General features: G+C 72.2%; 16 protein-coding genes. 9 read left to right on the top strand and 7 right to left on the bottom strand.

All coding sequences use genetic code 11. The features are described from left to right. Positions 1–50: 50 nt before the first annotated feature. Positions 51–1,307, top strand: coding sequence for a D-alanyl-D-alanine carboxypeptidase family protein (locus tag BJ984_RS09630; protein ID WP_179547831.1), 1,257 nt, complete (start codon positions 51–53; stop codon positions 1,305–1,307). 70 nt (positions 1,308–1,377) lie between these two features. On the opposite strand, the gene BJ984_RS09625 is transcribed toward BJ984_RS09630, so the two are convergent. From BJ984_RS09625 to BJ984_RS09610, 4 genes are all read right to left on the bottom strand, one after another. Beyond that, positions 1,378–1,866, bottom strand: coding sequence for a nucleoside/nucleotide kinase family protein (locus BJ984_RS09625; RefSeq protein ID WP_179547830.1), 489 nt, complete (start codon positions 1,864–1,866; stop codon positions 1,378–1,380). 10 nt (positions 1,867–1,876) lie between these two features. Next, on the bottom strand, positions 1,877–2,659 hold the full coding sequence (locus tag BJ984_RS09620; RefSeq protein WP_179547829.1) for an energy-coupling factor transporter transmembrane component T family protein: 783 nt from the start codon (positions 2,657–2,659) through the stop codon (positions 1,877–1,879). Further along, positions 2,656–4,302 (bottom strand): ABC transporter ATP-binding protein, encoded by a 1,647-nt coding sequence (locus tag BJ984_RS09615; RefSeq protein ID WP_179549407.1) that lies wholly within the window; start codon positions 4,300–4,302, stop codon positions 2,656–2,658. Before BJ984_RS09615 ends, BJ984_RS09620 begins: the two co-directional genes overlap by 4 nt. An 89-nt stretch (positions 4,303–4,391) precedes the next feature. Then, complete coding sequence (locus tag BJ984_RS09610) at positions 4,392–5,039, bottom strand: ECF transporter S component (protein ID WP_271206490.1); 648 nt, start codon at positions 5,037–5,039, stop codon at positions 4,392–4,394. Between the two features lie 234 nt (positions 5,040–5,273). Between BJ984_RS09610 and BJ984_RS19080 the strand changes: the two genes are divergently transcribed. Further along, positions 5,274–6,032 (top strand): DUF559 domain-containing protein, encoded by a 759-nt coding sequence (locus tag BJ984_RS19080; protein ID WP_179547828.1) that lies wholly within the window; start codon positions 5,274–5,276, stop codon positions 6,030–6,032. 53 nt (positions 6,033–6,085) lie between these two features. Here BJ984_RS19080 and BJ984_RS09600 read toward each other — a convergent pair whose 3' ends face one another. Next, on the bottom strand, positions 6,086–6,451 hold the full coding sequence (locus tag BJ984_RS09600) for a hypothetical protein (protein ID WP_173183783.1): 366 nt from the start codon (positions 6,449–6,451) through the stop codon (positions 6,086–6,088). 140 nt (positions 6,452–6,591) lie between these two features. Here BJ984_RS09600 and glgX point away from each other — a divergent pair, with 140 nt between their 5' ends. The 3 genes from glgX to treZ are packed head-to-tail and all read left to right on the top strand — an operon-like array spanning position 6,592 to position 13,027. After that, entirely contained in the window at positions 6,592–8,793 is a 2,202-nt protein-coding gene (gene glgX / locus BJ984_RS09595; protein WP_179547827.1) for a glycogen debranching protein GlgX, read from the top strand. Positions 8,794–8,825: 32 nt separating this feature from the next. Then, the gene (treY, locus tag BJ984_RS09590; protein WP_179547826.1) at positions 8,826–11,198 is read left to right on the top strand and encodes a malto-oligosyltrehalose synthase; all 2,373 of its coding nucleotides are present in this window, start codon (positions 8,826–8,828) and stop codon (positions 11,196–11,198) included. After that, on the top strand, positions 11,195–13,027 hold the full coding sequence (gene treZ / locus BJ984_RS09585) for a malto-oligosyltrehalose trehalohydrolase (protein ID WP_179547825.1): 1,833 nt from the start codon (positions 11,195–11,197) through the stop codon (positions 13,025–13,027). The genes treY and treZ overlap by 4 nt, the downstream gene beginning before the upstream one ends. 33 nt (positions 13,028–13,060) lie before the next feature. On the opposite strand, the gene BJ984_RS09580 is transcribed toward treZ, so the two are convergent. Further along, the gene (locus tag BJ984_RS09580) at positions 13,061–14,326 is read right to left on the bottom strand and encodes a DNA polymerase IV (RefSeq protein WP_179547824.1); all 1,266 of its coding nucleotides are present in this window, start codon (positions 14,324–14,326) and stop codon (positions 13,061–13,063) included. Positions 14,327–14,493: 167 nt separating this feature from the next. On the opposite strand from BJ984_RS09580, the gene BJ984_RS09575 reads away from it, so the two are divergent. Further along, entirely contained in the window at positions 14,494–15,804 is a 1,311-nt protein-coding gene (locus tag BJ984_RS09575) for an alpha/beta hydrolase (protein ID WP_179547823.1), read from the top strand. A gap of 113 nt (positions 15,805–15,917) precedes the next feature. Further along, positions 15,918–18,407, top strand: coding sequence for a bifunctional lysylphosphatidylglycerol flippase/synthetase MprF (locus tag BJ984_RS19075; protein ID WP_271206489.1), 2,490 nt, complete (start codon positions 15,918–15,920; stop codon positions 18,405–18,407). 20 nt (positions 18,408–18,427) lie between these two features. Here the strand turns inward: BJ984_RS19075 and BJ984_RS09565 are convergent, their stop codons facing one another. After that, positions 18,428–20,659 carry an LLM class flavin-dependent oxidoreductase gene (locus tag BJ984_RS09565; protein ID WP_179547821.1) on the bottom strand — a complete coding sequence of 744 codons (2,232 nt, stop codon included), beginning with the start codon at positions 20,657–20,659 and terminating at the stop codon, positions 18,428–18,430. 98 nt (positions 20,660–20,757) lie between these two features. Here BJ984_RS09565 and BJ984_RS09560 point away from each other — a divergent pair, with 98 nt between their 5' ends. Together BJ984_RS09560 and BJ984_RS09555 are read left to right on the top strand one after the other, a co-directional pair. Beyond that, entirely contained in the window at positions 20,758–21,279 is a 522-nt protein-coding gene (locus BJ984_RS09560) for a MarR family winged helix-turn-helix transcriptional regulator (protein WP_179547820.1), read from the top strand. After that, positions 21,276–22,280, top strand: coding sequence for an aldo/keto reductase family protein (locus tag BJ984_RS09555; RefSeq protein ID WP_179547819.1), 1,005 nt, complete (start codon positions 21,276–21,278; stop codon positions 22,278–22,280). The genes BJ984_RS09560 and BJ984_RS09555 overlap by 4 nt, the downstream gene beginning before the upstream one ends. Positions 22,281–22,359 lie beyond the last annotated feature (79 nt).

Below are 22,359 nucleotides of genomic sequence, written 5' to 3'. Positions count from 1 at the left end.
CGCCCGCGTCCCTCCCCCGCGCTGTCGGCGGTCGCCCCTAGCCTGATGCCATGGCAGCATCCCCCGCGCGCAAGGCCCTCCGCGCCGTCGTGATCGTCGTCGGCGTGTTCGTCATCCTCGCGGTCGGCGTCTACGGTCCGGCGACGCTGGTCGGCCCGCTGCCCGCCGCGACGGCCTCCGTCGGCGACGCGGCCGCCGAGTCGGGAACCACCGGGGCGCCCACGGTGCCGCAGACGGGCGCGAGCGCCATCGTCGCCGAGAAGTCCGACGGCGTGCTGGCCTCGGGCGGCATCGCCGAGGCTGTGCCTCTCGGCGGCACGGCGAAGATCATCACGGCGCTCGTCGTGCTCGACGCCAAGCCGCTGGCCGCGGGCGCCGCCGGCGAGCAGGTCACCGTCTCGGCCGACGACTACGCCTCCTACGTCCAGTACCTCAGCGAGCGCGCCCGCGCCATCTCGTTCATCGCGGGCGAGCAGTGGAGCCAGCGCCAGATGCTCGAGGCCATGCTCCTCGGTTCGAGCAACAACCATGCCGACGCCCTCGCTCGCTGGGCCTTCGGCTCGATGGATGGTTACCTCGAGGCCGCTCAGGCGTGGCTGACCGAGAAGGGGTTCGCGAGCGTGCAGCTCGTCGACGCGACCGGGCTCGCCGAGGGCGACGTCGGCAGCGCATCCGACCTCGCACAGATCGCGGCACTGGCCGGCACCGAACCGGCTCTCGCCGAGATCATGGCGAGCGAGAGCGTCACGGTGAACGGCAACCGCTCGGTCGAGAACCTGGCCGCCTACGCCGCCGACGAGGGCTACACGATGCTCTCCCGCAGCTACACCGACGAGGCGGGCGTCTGCGTTCTCTTCGCGCTCGACGTCACGCCGGCCGGGGCCGAGGGCTCGGTGCGCCTCTACGGCGCGTTCCTGCGCGAACCCGACTGGGAGACGCTCGACGCCGACCTCACCACCCTCACCGAGACGGCGGCGAGCACGGTGCGCGCCACCCCCGTCGTCACCGAGGGGCAGAGCTTCGTCACGTACAGCACCGCCTGGGGCGAGAGCGCGAACGGCGTCGCCATGGGCACCGAGAGCCGCATGCTCTGGGCCACGTCGCCGCTTCGGTACGACGTCGACGCCAAGCCGCTCAGCACCGGCTCGAAGGGCGAGCAGATCGGCAGCGTCACGGTCACCACGCCCGACGGCCCCCTGAACGTGCTGCTCGAGCTCGACGGCCGCATCGGCGACCCGGGCCCGATCTGGCGTCTCACCCACCCCGTGCCGGTCATCGAGGCCTTCATCGCCTCCCGCTTCGGCTGACCCGGGGCCGTCGACGACGCTCGCCCTGCCCAGAGCAAGACGACTCACGCCCCGCCCAGAGCAAGTCGACTCAGGTCGGCACGACGAACGTCGCCGCCGCCCGCGGCTGCTCGCGGGCCACGAAGGTGCGCCACTGCGCGTCCCACCGCTCCCACTCCCGCGCATAGAGCTCCCCGTCGCGCTCGAGCGCCCGGCGCTTCCGCTCCACCTCGTCGGCCTCGACCCACACCGTCAGGTCGGCCAGCTCCACGGCCCGGCGGCTCATCGCCCCGCAGCCCTCCACGATGAGCGGATGCGCGGGGTCGACCCCGTGCCACTCCGCCGCCGTGTCCCCCGCCCAGTCCCAGCGCCGCCACCCCGCGGGACGTCCGGCGCGCAGCGGCTCCAGCAGCTCGGTCACGAGCAGTGCACTCGCTGCCTCCAGCCCGTCCCAGCCGGGGTACATGTCGTCGAGGTGCACCAGGGTCGGACGGTCTCCGCCGACCCAGCCGGCGCGCATCCGCTCGGCCAGCACGGTCTTGCCCGAGCCGCTCGGCCCGTCGATCAGGATTACCGTCATCGCCCGCCCCTCACCCGAGCACGAAGTTGACGGAACCGGTGGCGATCGAGGCGCCGAGCGCCACCGCTCCGATCGCGAGGCCGATCAGCACGAGCATCCAGTCGCGCGCCCCGAACCGCGACGGGCGAGCCCACGTGCGCACCGTGCTGCCGCCGAAGCCGCGGGCCTCCATCGCCGTCGCGAGCTTGCTGCCGCGCCGGAGCGACAGCACCAGCAGCGCGAACGCCTGGTTGAGGAAGCGGCGGAGGCGGCCGGTGTCGCCGATCCCCCGCGCGCGCCGCGCCAGCTCGAGCTGCCGCCAGTCGTCGAGGAACAGCCCCACGAGCCGCAGCGCGGCCAGCGCCCCGAGCACGAAACGGCTGGGCAGCTTCACGACCTGGGCGAGCCCGTCGGCGAGGTCGGTCGGGTCGATGGTCGCGAACAGCACGACGGCCGGCAGACCGATCGCGAGGATGCGCAGCGCCGACGCCAGCGCGAGCTGCACCGAGCCCTCCGTGACGTGGATCAGCCCGAACTCGAAGTAGGCCGTGCCCGACGGCAGCCCGTAGAGCACGGTGGTGACGCCGGCGAGCGGTGCGGCGATCCAGATCGCGGCCGTGCGCCGGAAGAACGCCCGCGGCCCGAGCCCTGCCCAGACGAACAGCACGCTCTCCAGCGCCAGCGCCACGAGCGCCGACACCCAGTCGACCGTCACGAGCAGGAACAGGCTCAGCAGCAGCGACGCCGCCAGCTTCGCCACCGGGTTGACGGCGTAGATGCGCCCGCTGCCGCGCACCGGGGTCAGAACGCTCACGACAGGGTCCCGTCGGCCGGCCTGACCTCGAGCTCGCGGTCGGCGAGGGCGTCGATGAAGGCGCGATCGTGGGTGACCGCCACCACCGCCGTCCCCCGGTCGAGCTGCTCGCCGAGCAGGCGCACGAGCTCGGCCCAGGTGCGCGAGTCCTGCCCGAAGGTCGGCTCGTCGAGCACCAGCACGGCGGGTCGCGCGACGAGCACCGACGCCACCGAGAGCCGCCGCTTCTCGCCGCCCGAGAGCGTGTAGGGGTTGGCGGTGAGCAGCCCGTCGAGCCGCAGCCGCCCGGCGACCTCGGCCACCCGCGCGTCGATCTCGGTGGCCTCGAGCCGCAGCGCCTTGAGCGCCACCTCGAGCTCGCCCCGCACGGTCCCGGCCACGAACTGGTGCTCAGGGTCCTGGAACACCGTTCCGATCCGGGTGAGCAGCTCCCGCGAGGGCCAGGCGAACGGATGCTCGCCCAGCGGCCTCCCGCCCACCCCGCCCCACCGGCGCGCGCGCCGCACGGCGCGGCGGTGTCTCCGAGCCACCCGCCGGGTTCCGGGCTCGGCGACCGCCGTCTCGGACGAGGACGGCGCGTCGCTCGCCGGGTCGCCCGTGAGCGTCGGGAGGGCGCGGAGGATTCCCCCGACGGGTTCGAGCAGGCCCGCGATCGTGAGGGCGAGGGTCGACTTGCCGGCTCCGTTCGGGCCGGTCAGCGCCAGAGCCGACGCGCGGGCGACCTCGAGGTCGAGTCCACGGGCGGCGACCGTCGCCGGGGTGCGGCCGACGGCGAGGTCGGTGGTGGCGAGCAGGGTGGGCCGAGCATCCGTCGTCGAGGGGTGCGCCTGCCGAGCCGGTCGCCCCTCGAGCGGGTCGAAGCCCGGCACCCAGACGCCGCCGCGCGCGAGTTCGGCACCCCGCTCGCGGAGCACCGTAGCCGGGTCACCGTCGGCGAGCACGCCGCCGCCGGGATCGAGCACGATCACGCGGTCGACGACGTCGAGCCAGACGTCGACGCGGTGCTCGATCACCACGAAGGTGGCGTTCGAGGCGCGGACGACGGCGGCCACGGCATCCCGCACCTCGGAGACGCCCGCGGGATCGAGGTTGGCCGTCGGCTCGTCGAGGAGCACGACCTCGGGGCGCATGGCGAGCACTCCGGCGAGCGCGACCCGCTGCTTCTGCCCGCCCGAGAGCGCCGAGGTCGGGCGGTCGAGCGGGAGGTCGAGGCCGACGGCCGTCATCGCCTCGCCGACCCGGTGCCAGATCTCCTCGCGCGGAATGCCGAGGTTCTCGCAGCCGAAAGCGATGTCGTCGCCGATGCGGGCGAGGGCGACCTGGGAGTCGGGGTCCTGCAGCACGAGACCCGTGCGGCCGCGCGACTCGGCGGGGAGGCGGCCGCCCACGGTGAGCGAGCCCTCCTGCTCGCCCTCGTCGGATCCGCCCAACACGCCCGCGAAGGCATGCACGAGCGTCGACTTGCCCGCCCCGGACGCGCCGAGCAGCAGCACCCGCTCCCCCGGTTCGATCGCGAGGTCTAGGCCGCGGACGGCCCACTCGGAGCGTCCGGCGTGGCGCCAGCCCCACCCCTCGGCGCGCAGCTCGGCGCCGCGCGCGGCGGCGGCCGGAGCGGTGGCCCGCGCAGCGGCGGCGGGGGCCACGTCGGCGGGCCCGGACGGCTCGGCACGAGCATCCGGAACCGCACCCAGCGGCCCCGAACCCTCGCCGCGCGCCACCCGAGTCACCCGCGTCACGCCCGAGCCGACGCCTCTCGCGCCGTCACCTCGCGACCGGCAGCGAAGCGGTTGAGCGCCCCCGTGGACGCGAGCGCCCGCACGATCAGCCACGACAGCAGCCCGGCGACGATCGAGGCGCCGACGACCGCGGCGATCACGTAGATCGTCTTGAAGTCGCCGCCGAGCGCCGGGTACCAGAGCACGATGTCGTTGATGCCCATGGCGAGGCCGGCACCGGCGCCCGCGAGCACGGCGACGTAGACGCGGTAGTTGCCGTAGAGGAACAGCGCGAAGACGAGCTCGGCGCCGAGGCCCTGCACGAGGCCCGCCTCGAGTGTGAGCACACCCCACTGGGTGCCGACGAGCGCCGACACGGTGGCCGCGACGAGCTCGGTGTAGATGGCGGCGCCGGGCTTCCGGATGATCAGCCCGCCGAGCACGCCGGCGAACAGCCACACGCCGCCGATGGCCGACTGGAGGCCGGGGAGCACGGCTTCGAGGCCGGCGCTGAAGGGCGAGTAGGTGAGGTTCCAGACCCAGAAGATGAGTCCGGCGGCGACGCCGATGACGCTCGCGATGACGATGTCGACCACCCGCCACTTCAGCGTCGGGCGGGGGCGGGTCGCGGCGGCGGCCGCGGGCTTGCTGATGGTGGAATGCACTGATCGTGCCCTTTCATTCGGTGGAAGGGGCACGGGTCGGGCGTACGGCTGGAGCCGTCGCACCGTGAGATGCCTCCCTGCGCTGGCATGATCCAGATCAGGTTCGACGGTCGAAGGTTGAGAACCTTCCTCTCAGCCCGGCTCACCGGACTCCCGTGTGCCCCCAGTATAGGCACCCGCCCCACCCCTGTGGATAACCGCGTCCGGGTCGTGTGGGCGCGGCATCATCGGGTCGTGTCCCACCGCATCGACCTCCCGTCCCACCTCACCTCAAGGCCTTTCGCCCTCGGTGAGGCACTCTCGGCGGGCGTCGGCGAGACCCGGCTGCGGGGAAGCGACCTCGACATCCCGTTCCGTGGCGTCCGCGCCCCCGCCTCGCCGGGCGGCCTGATGGCGCTCTGCCAGGCCTGTGCCCGGAGCACCGTCCGAGGTCTTCCCGTCGTCGACCCCGTGTCGGCGTGGCTACAGCTCGCAGGCGGGTCGACCCTGGACGAACTGGTGGTGGCTGGTGACCACCTGGTGCGCATCCCGTCCCGGCGGGACGATCTCCGCCGGCCGTTCTGCACGGTCGACGAACTGGTCCAGCGGAGCCGCGAGTGCCGAGGTCGCGGGGCGACCCTCGCCCGTCGGGCCGCGGAGCTCGTGCGCGAGGGATCCGACTCGCCGCAGGAGTCGCGCCTCCGTCTGGCCCTCACGAGGGCCGGCCTGCCCGAACCCGCCCTGAACTGCGAGCTCCGAACGACCGGGGGCCGTTTCGTCGCGCGAGTCGACATGCTCTACCGTCACGCACGGGTCGTGGTCGAGTACGACGGCGACCAGCACCGAACGGATGCACGCCAGTACGACCGCGACATCAGCCGCATCGACGAGCTCCACGCCCTCGGCTACCGCGTCGTCCGCGTGCGAAGACGTCAGCTCGCGGCCGGTGGACACGAGGCCGTGCGCCTCGTCCGCGCTGCCCTCGCCGCGCATCCGGAACCGAGTTGGCCCTAGCCGTTCTAAAACGCGCGGTGAAGGACGGGAAGGGCCAAGTCGGGCGGGCGGGGCTACTTCTTGAGGGCGCGGATGATGCGGGCCAGGGCGTGGCCCGTGGTCCAGACGAGGGGGATCGCGACCGCGGCGAGCGCCACCACGTTCGGCTGGAAGACCGCGGTGCCGTTCGAGGCGACGTAGGCGCCGATCGGGATGGTCGCGCCGCCGCCGCCGAAGCCCTCGCCGCCGGCGTCACCCGCGGCGATGCGCTCGGTGACGGTGCCGGGCGAGGAGGCGTTGCCCGTGCCTCCGCCGAAGCCCGACCAGGCGAGCGCGACGGGCACGATCGTCGAGCCGTCGATCTCGACGGGGGCGCCGTAGGCGGCGTCGATGCCCAGCTTCTTGAGGGAGTCGGTCAGGGATTCCACGAGGTCGGCCATGCCGCAACGCTACCGCGCACGCGGGCGCGGGTACAGAGCGGGACGCGAGCCCGGCCGATGTGGAGGCACGGCGAGAACCCGGTACGGTAAGGGCCGACCCCGCACGACGTCACCACCATCACCACCCATGAGGAGACCAGATGCAGTCCTGGCCAGGATCCGCCTACCCGCTCGGAGCCACCTACGACGGCAGCGGAACGAACTTCGCGCTGTTCAGCGAAGCGGCCGAGCGCGTCGAGCTGTGCCTCTTCGACGACGCCGGCACCGAGACCCGGGTCGAGCTGTTCGAGGTCGACGCCTACGTCTGGCACGCCTATCTGCCCCAGGTGCAGCCCGGTCAGCGCTACGGCTACCGCGTCCACGGCGAGTACGACCCGAAGACCGGTCAGCGCTGCAACCCGAACAAGCTGCTGCTCGACCCCTACGCCAAGGCCACGGCGGGCGAGATCGACTGGGACCAGTCGCTCTTCTCGTACACCTTCGGCGACCCCGACTCGATCAACGACGACGACAGCGCCCCGCACATGACGCTCGGCGTCGTGATCAACCCGTTCTTCGACTGGTCGGGCGACCGCAAGCTCGGCATCCCGTACAGCGAGTCGGTGATCTACGAGGCCCACGTGAAGGGTCTCACCGAGCTGCACCCGGCCATCCCCGAGGAGCAGCGGGGCACCTATGCGGCGGTCGCGCATCCGGCCATCATCGAGCACCTGAAGAAGCTCGGCGTGACCGCGATCGAGCTGATGCCCGTGCACCAGTTCGTCAACGACAGCGTGCTGCTCGACAAGGGCCTCAGCAACTACTGGGGTTACAACACGATCGGCTTCTTCGCACCGCACAACTCCTACTCCTCGACCGGCGACCGCGGTCAGCAGGTGCAGGAGTTCAAGGGCATGGTGAAGTCGCTGCACGCGGCGGGCATCGAGGTCATCCTCGACGTGGTCTACAACCACACCGCCGAGGGCAACCACCTGGGCCCGACGCTGTCGTTCCGCGGCATCGACAACGGCGCCTACTACCGCCTGGTCGAGGACGACCTGCGCTACTACATGGACTACACGGGCACCGGCAACACCCTGAACGTGCGCCACCCGCACTCCCTGCAGCTGATCATGGACTCGCTTCGCTACTGGGTGACCGAGATGCACGTCGACGGCTTCCGCTTCGACCTCGCCAGCGCCCTCGCCCGCGAGTTCTACGACGTCGACCGCCTGTCGACCTTCTTCGAGCTCGTGCAGCAGGACCCGGTGGTCTCGCAGGTGAAGCTCATCGCCGAGCCCTGGGACGTCGGCCCCGGCGGCTACCAGGTGGGCAACTTCCCGCCCCAGTGGACGGAGTGGAACGGCAAGTACCGCGACACCGTGCGCGACTTCTGGCGCGGCGAGCCCAGCACCCTGGGCGAGTTCGCCAGCCGCTTCACCGGCAGCGCCGACCTCTACGAGCACTCCGGCCGGCGCCCGGTCGCGAGCATCAACTTCGTCACCGCCCACGACGGCTTCACCCTGCGCGACCTCGTCAGCTACAACGAGAAGCACAACGACGCCAACGGCGAGGACAACAACGACGGCGAATCGCACAATCGCTCCTGGAACAGCGGTGTCGAGGGCCCGACCGACGACCCGAAGGTGCTCGGCCTCCGTGCCCGCCAGCAGCGCAACTTCATCGCCACCCTGCTGCTCAGCCAGGGCGTGCCGATGCTGCTGCACGGCGACGAGCTCGGCCGCACCCAGCTCGGCAACAACAACACCTACGCGCAGGACTCGCCGCTGACCTGGATCCACTGGGACCAGGAGGATCAGCCGCTGATCGACTTCACGGCGGCCGTGCTCCGGCTCCGGAAGGAGCATCCGACCTTCCGGCGCAGCCGCTTCTTCGACGGCCGACCGGTGCGACGCGGTGCGGGCGAGCCCCTGCCCGACATCGTCTGGCTCACGGCGGATGCCGTCGAGATGTCGCCGGAGGACTGGGACTCCGGGCTCTCGCGCTCGGTGGGCCTGTTCCTGAACGGGCAGGGCATCGCCGGCCGCGACCCGCGCGGGCAGCGCCTCTCCGACGTCAACTTCCTGCTGTACTTCAACGCCCACGACGAGGACGAGCAGTTCACCCTGCCGTCGGCCGAGTACAGCGAAGCCTGGGACGCCGTGATCGACACCGCGGGCGAGGCGGCGGATTCCCAGGTCTTCACCGCTGGCGGTCAGGTCAACGTCAGGGCACGATCGATGATGGTGCTGCGGGTCCATCAGGAGCCCGAGACGGAGCCCGATCACTCGGTCGCCGCATCTCTGACAGCACAGGCCGACACGACGACGCAGGCCATCCCGATCACGCCCACCGTGGTCTAGGGAGGGCCCCGAACCACGAAAGAGGGCAGCGGATGCGCACCCCCCGTTCCACGTACCGCTTCCAGCTCACGGCCGACTTCACCCTGCAGGACGCCGCGCGGCTGGTGCCCTACCTCGGGCGACTCGGGGTGGACTGGGTCTACCTCTCGCCCATCCTCCAGGCCGAGGAGGGTTCCGAGCACGGCTACGACGTCACCGACCACTCCCGCATCGACGTGTCGCGAGGCGGCGAGGAGGGCCTCCGCGAGCTCTCCCAGGCCGCCCACGACGCCGGGATGGGCGTGCTCGTCGACATCGTGCCGAACCATGTCGGCGTCGCCACGCCGTCGCAGAACCCCTGGTGGTGGGACCTGCTGCGAAACGGCCGCGAGAGCCGCTACGCCGAGGCCTTCGACATCGACTGGGAGGCGGGCGACGGCCGTCTGCTGCTGCCGGTGCTCGGCGACGACACCCTCGACGCGCTGACTCTCGAGGACGACCGCACGATCCTCGCCTACTACGACAACCGCTACCCGGTCGCTCCCGGCACGGCCGACGACGGGGCGGATGCGCAGACCGTCCACTCCCGCCAGAGCTACGAACTGGTGAACTGGCGCCGCGAGGGCACCGACCTGAACTACCGGCGCTTCTTCGCCGTGTCGACGCTCGCCGCCATCCGGGTCGAGGAGCCGTGGGTGTTCGACGAGTCGCACGCCGAGATCGGCCGCTGGTTCCGCGAGGGGCTCGTCGACGGGCTGCGGGTCGACCACCCCGACGGACTCGCCGACCCGGGCGGGTACATCGACCGGCTCAGTGCGCTGACCGGCGGGGCGTACATCCTGATCGAGAAGATCCTCGAGGGTGACGAGCCGCTCGAGCCGTCCTGGCATTCGGCCGGCACCACGGGCTACGACGCGCTGGCCGGCATCGACCGCCTGTTCGTCGACCCCTCCGGGGAGGAGGGGCTCGACCGGCTCGACGTCGCCCTGCGCGACGGGGCGGCGACCGAGGGGGCTGCCGCCGCAGGCACCGCCGCCGACCGCTACCGCGCCATGATCCACGACACGAAGCGCGACGTGGCCGACGGCATCCTGCAGGCCGAGGTTCGCCGCCTGGCCCGCGACATCGAACGCGCCGGCGGGCTCCCGACCCCCACCGAGAAGACGGTGGTGCAGGATGCTCTCGCCGAGCTCCTGGCCTGCTTCCCCGTCTACCGCTCCTACCTCCCCGCCGGCCGCGAGCACCTCGACGAGGCGCTGCAGCTCGCGCTGAGCCACCGCCCCGACCTCGACGCCGTTCTGCGCGAGGTCGCCGAGGCGCTCGGACGCGCGGGCACCGCCCCGAGCATCCGGTTCCAGCAGACCTCGGGCATGGTGATGGCGAAGGGCGTGGAGGACTGCGCGTTCTACCGTTTCACGCGGCTGACGAGCCTCACCGAGGTGGGCGCCGACCCCGACGACTTCAGCTGGAGCCCCGAGCGGTTCCACGCCGAGCAGCGGCGCCGGCTCGAGACGCTGCCGCACTCCATGACCACGCTCTCGACGCACGACACGAAGCGCTCCGAGGACGTGCGGGCCCGCATCACGGCGCTCGCCGAGACGCCCGACGGCTGGGCCGGCACGCTGGAGAAGCTGCGCTCGCGGCACCCGCTCGGCGACGGACCGCTCGAGAACCTGCTCTGGCAGGCGATCGTGGGGGCGTGGCCGATCAGCCGCGAGCGTGCGCAGGCCTACGCCACGAAGGCTTCACGCGAGGCCGGGAACACGACGGCCTGGCTGGATGTGGACGAGGAGTTCGAAGAGCGGATGGCCGCCGCCGTCGACGCCGTCTACGACGACGAGATCACGGCCGGCCTCGTGGCGAGCGCGGTGGCCGCGGTCGAGGGCGCCGGCCGCTCGAACTCCCTCGGCGAGAAGCTGGTGCAGCTGACCACGACGGGCATGCCCGACGTCTACCAGGGCTCCGAGCTGTGGGACCTCTCGCTCGTCGATCCCGACAACCGGCGCGAGGTCGACTACGAGCTGCGGGCGTCGCTGCTCGCCGACATCCAGGCCGGTGAGCCGCCGGTGCTCGAGGAGGGCGCCGACGACACGGGCGCCGTGAAGCTGCTCGTCACCACCTCGGCGCTGACGCTGCGCCGCGACCGCCCCGAGCTGTTCGAGGGCTACACGCCGCTCGAGCCGCGCGGCTCGGCCGCCCGCCACGCGGTCGCCTTCGACCGCGGCGGCGCCATCACCGTCGTCACCCGTCTGCCGATCGGGCTCGCCCGGCACGGCGGCTGGGACGACACCACCATCGAGCTGCCCGAGGCGCGGAACGGCTACGCCGACGCGCTGACCGGCCGGCTCTACCGCGACGGCTCGGTGCGGCTGGCCGAGCTGCTCGGCACCTACCCCGTCGCCCTGCTGCAGAGGATCGAATCATGACCGAGAACGACTACGGCGTCTGGGCGCCCCGCGCCACGAAGGTCGAGCTCGTGCTCGCCGACCAGAACGGGCGGGCCGAGCATCCGATGACCGTGGACGGCGACGGCTGGTGGAGGCCCGCCGACGGCGTCGAATGGATGCCCGGGGTCGACTACGGCTACCTGCTCGACGGTGAGGGCCCCTACCCCGACCCGCGCTCGCGCCGCCAGCCCGAGGGCGTGCACGGCCTCTCGCGCACCGACGACCCCTCGGCGTACGAGTGGCAGGACGGCGACTGGACCGGCCTGCCCATCGACAGCGCCGAGATCTACGAGCTGCACGTCGGCACCTTCACGCCCGAGGGGACGCTGGCCGCGGCGTCGGCGCCCGACAAGCTGGAGCACCTGCGCTCGATCGGTGTGACCCACATCGAGCTGCTGCCGGTGAACGGCTTCAACGGCACGCACAACTGGGGCTACGACGGGGTGGCGTGGTTCACGGTGCACGAGGGCTACGGCGGGCCGGATGCGTACCGCCGCTTCGTCGACGCGTGCCATGCGGCCGGGCTCGCGGTCATCCAGGACGTGGTCTACAACCACCTCGGGCCGAGCGGGAACTACCTGCCGCTGTACGGGCCCTACCTGAGCGACGCGCACAAGAACACCTGGGGCGTCTCGGTGAACCTCGACCAGGAGGGCTCGGCGGAGGTGCGCCGGTTCATCCTCGACAACGCGCAGATGTGGCTGCGCGACTACCACGTCGACGGACTGCGACTGGACGCGGTGCACGCGCTGGTCGACGACAGCCCGACGCACCTGCTGGCCGAGCTGGCCGCCGAGGCCGATGCGCTGTCGGCCTCGACGGGGGTGAAGCGGCTGGTGGTCGCGGAGAGCGACCTCAACGACCCGGTGATGTTCCTGCCGCGCGACGGCGACCCGCGGGCCGCCGATGCCCAGGGCACCGGGTACGGGCTCGACGGGCAGTGGAGCGACGACTTCCACCACGCGGTGCACGTGAACCTGACGGGCGAGACGGCGGGCTACTACGCCGACTTCGACTCGGTGGGGGCGCTGGCGAAGGTGCTGACGCGCGGGTTCTTCCACGACGGTACCTACTCGAGCTTCCGCGAGAAGGAGCACGGGGTGCAGCTCGACCGCGCCACCACGGCTCCGTGGCGACTCGTGGTGGCCTCGCAGAACCACGACCAGATCGGCAACCGGGCCACCGGTGACCGCATCACGGCCACGCTCGAGCCCGACCGGCTCGCCATCGCGGCCGCGCTGACGCTGCTCGGGCCGTTCACGCCGATGCTGTTCATGGGCGAGGAGTGGGGAGCGTCGACGCCGTGGCAGTTCTTCACCTCGCACCCGGAGCCCGACCTCGGCGAGGCCACGGCCAAGGGCCGGATCGAGGAGTTCTCGAAGCACGGCTGGGACCCGGCGATCGTGCCCGACCCGCAGGATCCGGCGACGTTCGAGAACTCGAAGCTCGACTGGAGCGAGCTGGAAGAGCCCTCGCACGCCGGGATGCTCGAGGTGTACCGGCGGCTCGCGGCGATCCGTCGCACGCTGCCGGCGGGGTCGTCGCTGACGCTCGCCGACGTGAACGTCGAGTTCGACGAGGACGCGCGGTGGCTGGTGCTGTCGCGGCCGTCGATCGTCGTGATCGTCAACCTCGGCGACGCGCGGCTCGACGCGGGCACCGTGGCGCAGGTGGCGCCGCTGGCCGGTGACGTGCTGTTCGACTCGCACGCGGTGCTGCATGGGCCGTCGGCGACGACGCCCGACGAGGCCGCGGGGCGGCCGGCGGGCGTGGCGCCGCGCTCGGTGGTGGTGGCGCGGCAGAAGTAGGGGTCGCCGCCGACCGCGACCGCGCTGTCTGCTCTAGGAGCGGGTGCCGTTGCGGTCGGCGGTCTCGCCCGACTTGGGGGCGCGCACGAGTGAGGCCGGGCGCACCATGTCGGTGCCGAAGCGGGCCGTGACGCGGTCGATCGTGAGCTCGGCCTCGCGCCAGCCCTCGGACGGCACCGTCTCGTCGGCCCAGAGCGCCGGCTGGTGCATCGTGCCGTCGGCCTCGGAGAGCTGCTCGACCCGCACGCCGATGAGGCGGATGGCCTCGCCGCGCAACCCCACCGCGTCGAAGATCGCTATCGCCTCCTCGTAGATGCGGCGCCCGAGATCGGTGGGCTCGCTCAGGGTGCGCGAACGGGTGATGGTGGTGAAGTCGCTGAAGCGCAGCTTGAGCGAGACCGTGCGCCCCATCAGCCCGGCGGCGCGAAGGCGCACGGCGACGCGGCTCGCCTGGTGCAGCAGCTCGCGCTTCAGCACCTCGGTCGACCGCTCGTCGACGTCGAACGTGCGCTCGTGACCGACGCTCTTCTCCTGGCTCGCCGGCACGACGGAGCGGGTGTCGATGCCCTGCGCGAGCTCGTGCAGCTTCGATCCGGTGGCCTCCCCCACGGCCCGCACCAGCGCGTCGAGGGGGGTGTCGGCGATGTCGGCGACCGTGCGCAGGCCCAGGCGCTCGAGCTGCTCGGCGGTCTTCGCGCCGACGCCCCAGAGCGCCCGCACGGGCAGCGGCCGCAGGTAGGCGACCAGCTCCGAGGGGCGGATGACCAGCATGCCGTCGGGCTTGGCCCGCCCCGAGGCGAGCTTCGCCATGAACTTCGTGGGCGCCACGCCCACCGAGCAGGGCAGCCCGGTCTCCGCGAGCACCCGCGCGCGCAGGTTCTGCGCGATGACGTCGGACTCGCCTAGCAGCCGCCGCGCGCCCGAGACGTCGAGGAACGCCTCGTCGATGCTGAGCGGCTCGACGAGCGGCGTGACCTCCCGGAACAGTGCCATGACCTGGCGCGAGTACTCGCGGTAGAGGTGCATGTGCGGCTCGAGCACGACGGCCTTGGGGCACAGGCGCAGGGCGTTGCCCACGGGCATGGCGGAGTGCACCCCGAAGGCCCGCGCCTCGTAGGTGGCGCTCGTGACGACCGAGCGCGGCGAGTGGCCGCCGACGATGACCGGCTTGCCCTTCAGCTCGGGATGCGAGAGCAGCTCGACCGAGGCGAAGAACGCGTCCATGTCGACGTGCAGGATGGGCGGGCTGGCCTCGATCGCTCCCCCGCCGGGGGTGTCGATCGATGCCGCGGAGCTCATGCTCCGAGCCTAGCCACGACCACCGACATCGGGCGCCGCATCGAGCCGGGACCGGGCCTCGACCGGCCCGGGCACCGGAACCGCACAGTCCCCGCCCAGACTGGGACAGAATACTGTTCGTCGCCCGCCGCCGCGGGCGCTCTGCCCGACGACAGGACCACCGACCGATGAACGCCCTCCTCGACATCGGCATCGTCTCCGGCCCCTTCGTCATCGTCGTCTACGCCGTCGCGGCCGTCGCGGCTCTGCTGCTCGTCGCCGTCCGGCCCTCGACGCGCTGGCGGCGCGGGCGCTGGATCGCGACCGCCGCACTCGCCCTCGGGGTGGGCGCCCTGATCGGCGTCGGCCTGACGTGGCTGCTGTCCGACACGCTGAACCTGTTCGGGGCGGAGTTCACGCTCGTGGTTCGCGTCTGGATCGCGGTGGGCTTCGCGGGCATCCTGCTCGCCCTCGTCTCGCTCTGGCGCGCCAGCCGGCGGCGCGTGATCGCGAGCCTGCTCGCCGTTCTGCTGTTCGCAGGCACGACCGCCATGTCGATCAACATCGACTTCGGCCAGTACCCCACGGTGCGCACGGCCCTCGGCATCAGCAGCATCGACGGCACGCTGCCGATCCGCCCCACAGCGAGCGCGGGCGACGCCCCGACGATCGAGAGCTGGGCGCCGCCGGCCGATATGCCGACGAAGGGCACCGCCGCCCTGACCGACATCCCCGGCACCGTCTCGGGCTTCACCCCCCGCCAGGCCGTCGTCTACCTCCCACCGGCCGCCCTCGTGGCGAACCCGCCGAAGCTGCCGGTGCTGATCGTCATGTCGGGCCAGCCGGGTACGCCGGAAGATCCGCTGGTCACCGACAAGCTGCAGCAGTACCTGGATGCCTACGCCTCGGCCCACGAGGGACTCGCCCCGATCGTCGTCTCGCCCGACCAGCTCGGCGCCCCCGACCGCAACCCGATGTGCATCGACTCGACGGCCGGCGGCAACTCGGCGACGTACCTCACGGTCGACGTGCCGAACTGGATCCGCGGGCACCTGAACGTGCTCGACAGCCCCGCCGGCTGGGGCGTGGGCGGACTGTCGCAGGGCGGCACCTGCGCCATCCAGCTGGGGGCGGCCCACCCCGAGCTGTTCAGCGCCATCCTCGACGCCTCGGGGGAGCTGCACCCCTCCCTCGGCGACGACGCCACCACGATCGCCAAGGGCTTCGACGGCGACGCGGCCGCCTTCGCCGCGGCGGCCCCCTCGGCGATCATGGCGGCGAACGCCCCCTACACCGATATGGTCGCCGTCTTCGGGGTCGGTAGTGCCGACACGGCCTACCTCCCCGGCATCAAGACCCTCTATGCGGATGCGCAGGCCGCCGGCATGACGGCCACCTACGTCGAGTCGCCCGGCAGTGCCCACGACGCCACGAGCTGGAGCTACGTCTTCGACAAGGGCCTCACGGTGATCGCCGACGACTGGGGGCTGAACCGATGACGCACGCGGGGAGCCCGCCGAAGACATCGGCGCCTTCACCTTCGCCGACACCGACACCGACACCGACGGCCACGCCGCCGGCCGCCGCCGGGCGGCGCCCTGCCGCGCGTGCGGTGATCGTCGCTCTCGGCACCCGCGCCCGGTCGATCCCCGTGACCTGGGTGATCGTCGCCCTCGTGCTCGCGGCGAGCGCCTTCCGTCTCACGCTCCGCCCGGGCCGCGCCCGCGGCGACGTCGACGCCTTCGTGTCGACCGGCTTCGACGCCGTCTTCGTGCACCACGACTGGCTGTCGACCCTGACCTCGGTGTTCTTCGTGCACAACGCCGTGCTCCTCGCGCCCGTGCTCGCCCTCGTGCTCCTCGGCATCGGCTGGAGCGAGCGGCGGATGGGTCACCTCCGCACGGGCGTCGCCTTCGTGGTCGTCACCGTCGTCGGGATCGCCCTGGGTCTCGCGGCACAGGGCTTCGGCATCGGGCTGGATCTCTACGCCTCCGAGATCACGCGCACCCACCGCATCGTCGACCCGCTGATCGCCGTGACCGGTGTGGTGATGACCGCCAGCGCGTTCTGCGGGCCGCTGCTGCGGCGGCGCATCCGGATCGTGGGCTTCACGGTGCTCGCGGTCTTCGTGCTGTACTCGGGTGCGCCGAGCGACCAGTTCCGGCTGTTCGCCGCCGTGGTCGGGCTGGTGCTCGGCTTCGCCCTCGCCCGCACGCGCCTGCAGGTGCGCGTCCCGCGCGCGACCCGGCGCGAGACGCGCACGCTGCTGGCGGCGGTCGTCGCGGTCACCGCGCTCGGACCGCTGGTGACCATCGCCGCACCGCAGGGCGTGGGCGTGCTGAACCCGCTCGGCCTGCTGTTCCGCGACCCGCTGCGCGACTACGCGGCGATCGCCGCACGCTGCCAGACCGGCGACTACTCGCGGCACTGCGTCGACGCCCTCGCGCTCTCGCGGCTGGACGGCCCCGGCGCCGTGCTGCTCACGCTGCTGCCGCTGGTGGCGCTGCTCGTCGCGGCCCGGGGGATCCAGCGCGGCCGCCGGGTGGGCCTGCACCTGGCCGTCTGGATCAACCTGGCCCTCGCCCTGCTCGCCGCCGTCTACTACGGCTTCTTCCCCGTGCTCGCGACGAGTGAGTTCACGCGCTTCCAGGCGACGGCGGCGGAGGACTTCCGCTCCTTCGAGCTGGTCTCGGCCCTCGTGCCGCTCGTCATCGCGGCCGCGCTGATCGCGGCCTCGCGGCTCGTTCCGGCCGAGCCCGGGCGGCGGCCGGTGCTCCGCTTCGCGGCGACCGTCGGTCTCGCCGCGGTGGCCTGCTCGGTGCTCTACCTGGCCGTCGCGTGGATCGTGCGCGACCAGTTCTCCCCCACCGCCTCGCTCTACGAGCTGCTGCTCGACCTGCCGGAGCGCTTCGTGCCCGTCGGCTTCCTCGCGTTCGAGCCGGTCGACATCGTGCCGGTCGGGCCGGTGGCGGTGATCGCCTCGCAGTGGGTGGGTCCGCTGTTCTGGGGGGCCGTGATCGTGGCGGCGGTGCGCGGCATGCGGAACGCGCATCCGCTCGTCTCGACCGAGCTCGCCTCGACCGAGGAGGGGCGCGTGCGCGAGCTGCTGCACGCCGGCTCGGGCGGCACCCTCTCGTGGATGACGACCTGGCAGGGCAACCGCTACTGGTTCGCGCCGTCGGGCGGAGTTGTGGCCTACCGCGTGGTCGGCGGAGTGGCCGTGACCACGGGTGACCCGCTCGGCCCGCCCGAGACGCAGTCGGCCACCGCCCTGGCCTTCGCCGCGTACTGCGGCGACCACGGCTGGACCCCCGCGTTCTACTCGGTGACGGATGCGCTGCGAGAGACCCTGCAGGCGGTCGGCTGGTCGTCGCTCCAGGTGGCCGAGGAGACGCTCGTGCGGCCGGCCGGCTGGTCGCTCGACGGCAAGAAGATGCAGGACATCCGCACCGCGATCAACCGGGCGGCGAAGGAGGGGCTGCGCGCCGAGTGGGTGCGCTACCGGGAGCTGCCGGCGGCGCAGACCGCGCAGATCCGCGAGATCTCGGAGCTGTGGGTGGCCGAGAAGGAGCTGCCCGAGATGGGCTTCACGCTCGGGGGACTCGACGAGCTGATGGACGACGAAGTGCTGCTGATGGTCGGCCTCGACGGCGACGGGCGGGTGCACGGCGTCACGAGCTGGCTGCCCACCTACGCCGACGGGCAGGTGATCGGCTGGACCCTCGATTTCATGCGGCGCCGGCCCGACGGCATGAACGGCCTGATGGAGTTCCTGATCGCGCAGACCATCCTGCGAGCGCGCGACGACGGGGTCGAGTTCGTCAGCCTCTCGGGGGCGCCGCTCGCGGTCGGCCCGGGGGCGGATGCTCGGCCGGGGCCGATGGACGCGGTGCTGGCCTTCCTCAGCCGAACCCTCGAGCCGGTCTACGGGTTCCGGTCGCTGCTGCGGTTCAAGCTGAAGTTCCGGCCCGAGTTCCACCGACTGCACCTGTGCTACCCCGACCCGCTGGCGCTGCCGGCGATCGGGCTGGCGCTCGGCCGGGCCTACCTGCCGACGCTCTCGGCGCGGCAGGCCGTGCGGAGCTTCGGGCGGCAGGCGTAGCTTCCGCCTCACTGGCACCGTCACCCCAGCGGCTCCGGCACGACCGACACCCCGAAGTTGTCGCGGAAGACCCCGTCGGGGTCGACGCGCCGTTTCACGGATCTCAGCCTCTCGAGGGTCGCCGGTGGGAACGCCTGCTCGATCAGTTCGGGATCGGTACGGCTCTCGAAGCTCAGGTAGAGGCCCTCGAAGTTCGCGGCGAGTGCCGACCAGAGCTCGTCGAAACGGGCCGAGCGCCCCACCGAGGTGATCGAGAAGTTCGCCGATCGGTGGGCGTACGCGGTCGCCTCGGCCGGAACATCGTTCACGGCGCCGCCCACCGACCTGATCTGGAACCAGGGCGCCGAGCCTGAGCCCGCCAGCGCGGCGGCGGCCTCGGCCGTGACCGGGTCGAGGTGCTCGACCAGCCCCGAGCGGAAGTGCGGCTCGCCCTGCCCGTCGTGCGCCAGCTCGGACGCATTCGCCATCACGGCCGCGTAGGGCAGCAGTTGCACCTGCTGACCCACGAGCGGAGCGAGCTCGGCGAACGGCTGCAGCCGTTCCACGATCGTCTCGGGGTCGCTTGAGTCGACCACGCCGTAGAGCTGTGCGACGATCGGCTCGGCGGGCCGGGAGGCCCCGACGATGAGGAAGAGGGTGGTGTCGCGCGGCGACTCCTCCATGGTGCGGCCGAAGCGCTCGAGGAAGTCGGCGAGATCGTCGACCTGGAGTGCGAGCTGCGCCCAACCCACGTCGCCCACCTCGTCGGCCTCGAACTCGAACGAGACGACGATGCCCACGTTCGCGCCGGCGCCGCGCACCGCCCAGAACAGTTCGGGCTCCTGCTCGGCCGAGGCGCGCACCAGCGTTCCGTCGGCCAGCACGATCTCGGCCGCCACGAGATGGTCGATGGTCAGCCCGTGCTCGCGCGCGAGGAAGCCGATGCCGCCGGCCGTGGCGAGCCCGCCCACGCCGACCCCGCCGTAGTCGCCGCTGGAGAGGGCGAGCCCGTGCGGGGCGAGGGCGGCGGCCACCTCCATCCACCGGGCGCCCGGCCCGATGCGCACCAAGCGTCTGGCCTCGTCGACGACCTCGACACCGTCGAGTGCGCCGAGGTCGATCACCAGGCCGCCGTCGTTGGTGCTTCGCCCGCTGATGCCGTGGCCCCCGCTGCGGATGCCGAGCGGCACCGCCGGATGAAGTCGGGCGAAGGCGAGCGCCTCCTGCACCTGCTCCACCGTCTGCGGGCGCAGGACGAGACCGGGTGCGCCGCCCCTCATGTAGGTGGAGCGCACCGACGCGTAGTCGGTGTCTCCGGGCTCCACGGCCCGCTCCCGGAGCGACGCCGGGACCTCGTCGTAGGCGATTCCCTCTCGGCGCTTCGCCAGGGCCCGGGACGGGCGCACCGCGTCGACGGCGACCACGCCGCGATCCCGGCGCTCGGCCTCGACCGCGGCCCGCACGGCCGGAACGGTCTCGTCGGCGAAGCGTTCGAGCGCCGTCGGATCGTCGCTGCCGACGATGAACGTGGAGACGCCGTTCTCGAGGGCCAGGGCCGTGAGCTGCTCGACCCCCTCCGACCCGCCGATGTTGAGCAGGCGACGGATCTCGCGCGGGTCGCGCCCGACGGAGGCGGCCGCGTCGTCGATACGACGGTTGCCCGTCTCGAGATCGCCGGCCTTCAGGTAGGGCAGGCTCGGCAGCCAGCCGTCGGCCTTGCGGCCGGTGAGCCCGAGCATCCGCGGCTTGTAGGCACCGAGCCAGATCGGGACGTCGTGAGCCGGGGCCGGGCCCCGCTTCGCCCCGTCGACCGGGTAGTACTCGCCGCCCCGCAGCACTCCGCGCTCACCCGCGGCCCAGATGCCGCGGATGAGATCGATCGCCTCGCTGAGTGCGTCGACCGCCTGGCCGGGACTCAGCCGCCTCCCTCCCATCGCCTCGATGGCTTCCCAGAAGGCTCCTGATCCCAACCCCAGGGCGAACCGACCTCCGCTCAGCAGATCGAGCGAGGCGGCCGCCCGGGCCGTGACGGGCGCGGGCCGCAGGGGCAGGTTCAGCACGTTGGGGGCGAGCTGGATGCGCTCGGTGGCCGCGGCCGCGTAGGACAGCAAGGTCCACGTGTCGAGGAACGAGGACTGGTAGGGGTGGTCTTGGAAGGTCACCAGGTCGTAGCCGAGCGACTCGGACAGCCGCGCGAGCTGCACCGGCGCCTGGGGCCGGGCGGCGGAGGGGGTGATGAAGGTGCCGAAGCGGATGCTGTGACCGTAGTCCATGGGCGGATGCCGTTCTCAGTCGGGCGGAACGTGTTGCCCCGCAGATCGTCTGTCTCACAACCTATCTGTTCGGCAACCTATTCCGCTAGACTCATTCCATGGCAGACGGACTCGACCTCGGGTGGTCCCTCGGCACGCTCTTCCGCAGCTGGCAGACGACGGTCACCGGCATCGTCGGCGAGCTGCCGCACGGGCCGCGCGGCTTCCAACTGCTCGGCGCGCTCGACAGCGACCGCCGGGCGCCCACGCAGGCCGAGCTCTCGGCTCACCTCGCCATCGACCGCACGGTGCTCACCTACGTGATCGACGACCTGGCGGCGGCCGGGCTGGTGGAGCGGCGCACCGAGGAGCGCGACCGGCGGGTGCGGCGCATCGCCCTCACGACGAGCGGCCGGCGCCGCCTGAAGTCGCTGCGGGCGAAGGTCGACGCGGCGGAGTCCGCTCTCTTCCCCGGTCTCAGCCCGGTCGAGACCGTCACCCTGCGCGCCCTGCTGGAGCGGGCAGCGGCCGGCGCCCACCTCGGCACGGGTGAGCACGACGCGTGCCGGGTCGTCGCCGACATCCTGGCCGACGACGGCGCGGGCGCTTCCCGGGCTGCGGGAGTAGCTTTCGGAGCATGAAGTTTCGATACCTCGGCAACAGCGGACTCAAGATCTCCGAGATCACCTATGGCAACTGGCTCACCCACGGCTCCCAGGTCGAGAACGACACGGCCACGCAGTGCGTGCGGGCCGCTCTCGACAACGGCATCACCACCTTCGACACGGCCGACGCCTACGCGAACACGGTCGCCGAGCAGGTGCTGGGCGACGCCCTGAAGGGCGAGCGACGCTCCTCGCTCGAGATCTTCACGAAGGTCTACTGGCCCACCGGACCCAAGGGCCCGAACGACACCGGGCTCTCGCGCAAGCACATCCTCGAGTCGATCGACGGCTCGCTCCAGCGCCTCGGCACCGACTACGTCGACCTCTACCAGGCGCACCGCTACGACTACGAGACGCCGCTGTTCGAGACCATGCAGGCGTTCGCCGACGTGGTCCGTCAGGGCAAGGCGCTCTACATCGGCGTCAGCGAGTGGACCGCCGAGCAGCTGCGGGAGGGCCACGCCCTGGCCGAGTCGCTCGGCTTCCAGCTGATCTCGAACCAGCCTCAGTACTCGATGCTCTGGCGGGTCATCGAGGAGGAGGTCGTGCCGGCCTCGAAGGAGCTCGGCATCTCGCAGATCGTCTGGTCGCCGGTCGCGCAGGGCGTGCTCACCGGCAAGTACAAGGCCGGCCAGCCGCTGCCCTCGGGCTCGCGCGCCACCGACGAGAAGGGCGGTGCCGACACGGTGAAGTCGTTCCTGACCGACGACATCCTGCAGCGCGTCGAGAAGCTCGAGCCGGTCGCCGCCTCGCTCGACCTGACGATGGCGCAGCTCGCCATCGCCTGGGTGCTCGCGAACGAGAACGTGGCCGCCGCCATCATCGGCGCTTCGCGCCCCGAGCAGGTCGCGTCGAACGTCGAGGCCTCGGGCGTCGAGCTGCCGGCCGACGTGCTGTCGCAGATCGATGACATCCTCGGTTCGGCCGCCGTCACCGACCCGTCGAAGACGACCTCTCCCCCCACCCGCGTGGTCTGACCCCCGCTGCGGCCGGGCCCCCGGCCCGGCCGCTCCCGCGGGCCACCACCTCCGACCCGCTTCAGGGCCCGCAGTCGAC

Origin of the sequence: Herbiconiux flava (assembly GCF_013409865.1) — a bacterium.
Classification (GTDB): domain Bacteria; phylum Actinomycetota; class Actinomycetes; order Actinomycetales; family Microbacteriaceae; genus Herbiconiux; species Herbiconiux flava.
The sequence above is the reverse complement of the archived record's forward strand: the minus strand, read 5'-3'. Positions and strand labels throughout refer to the sequence as shown.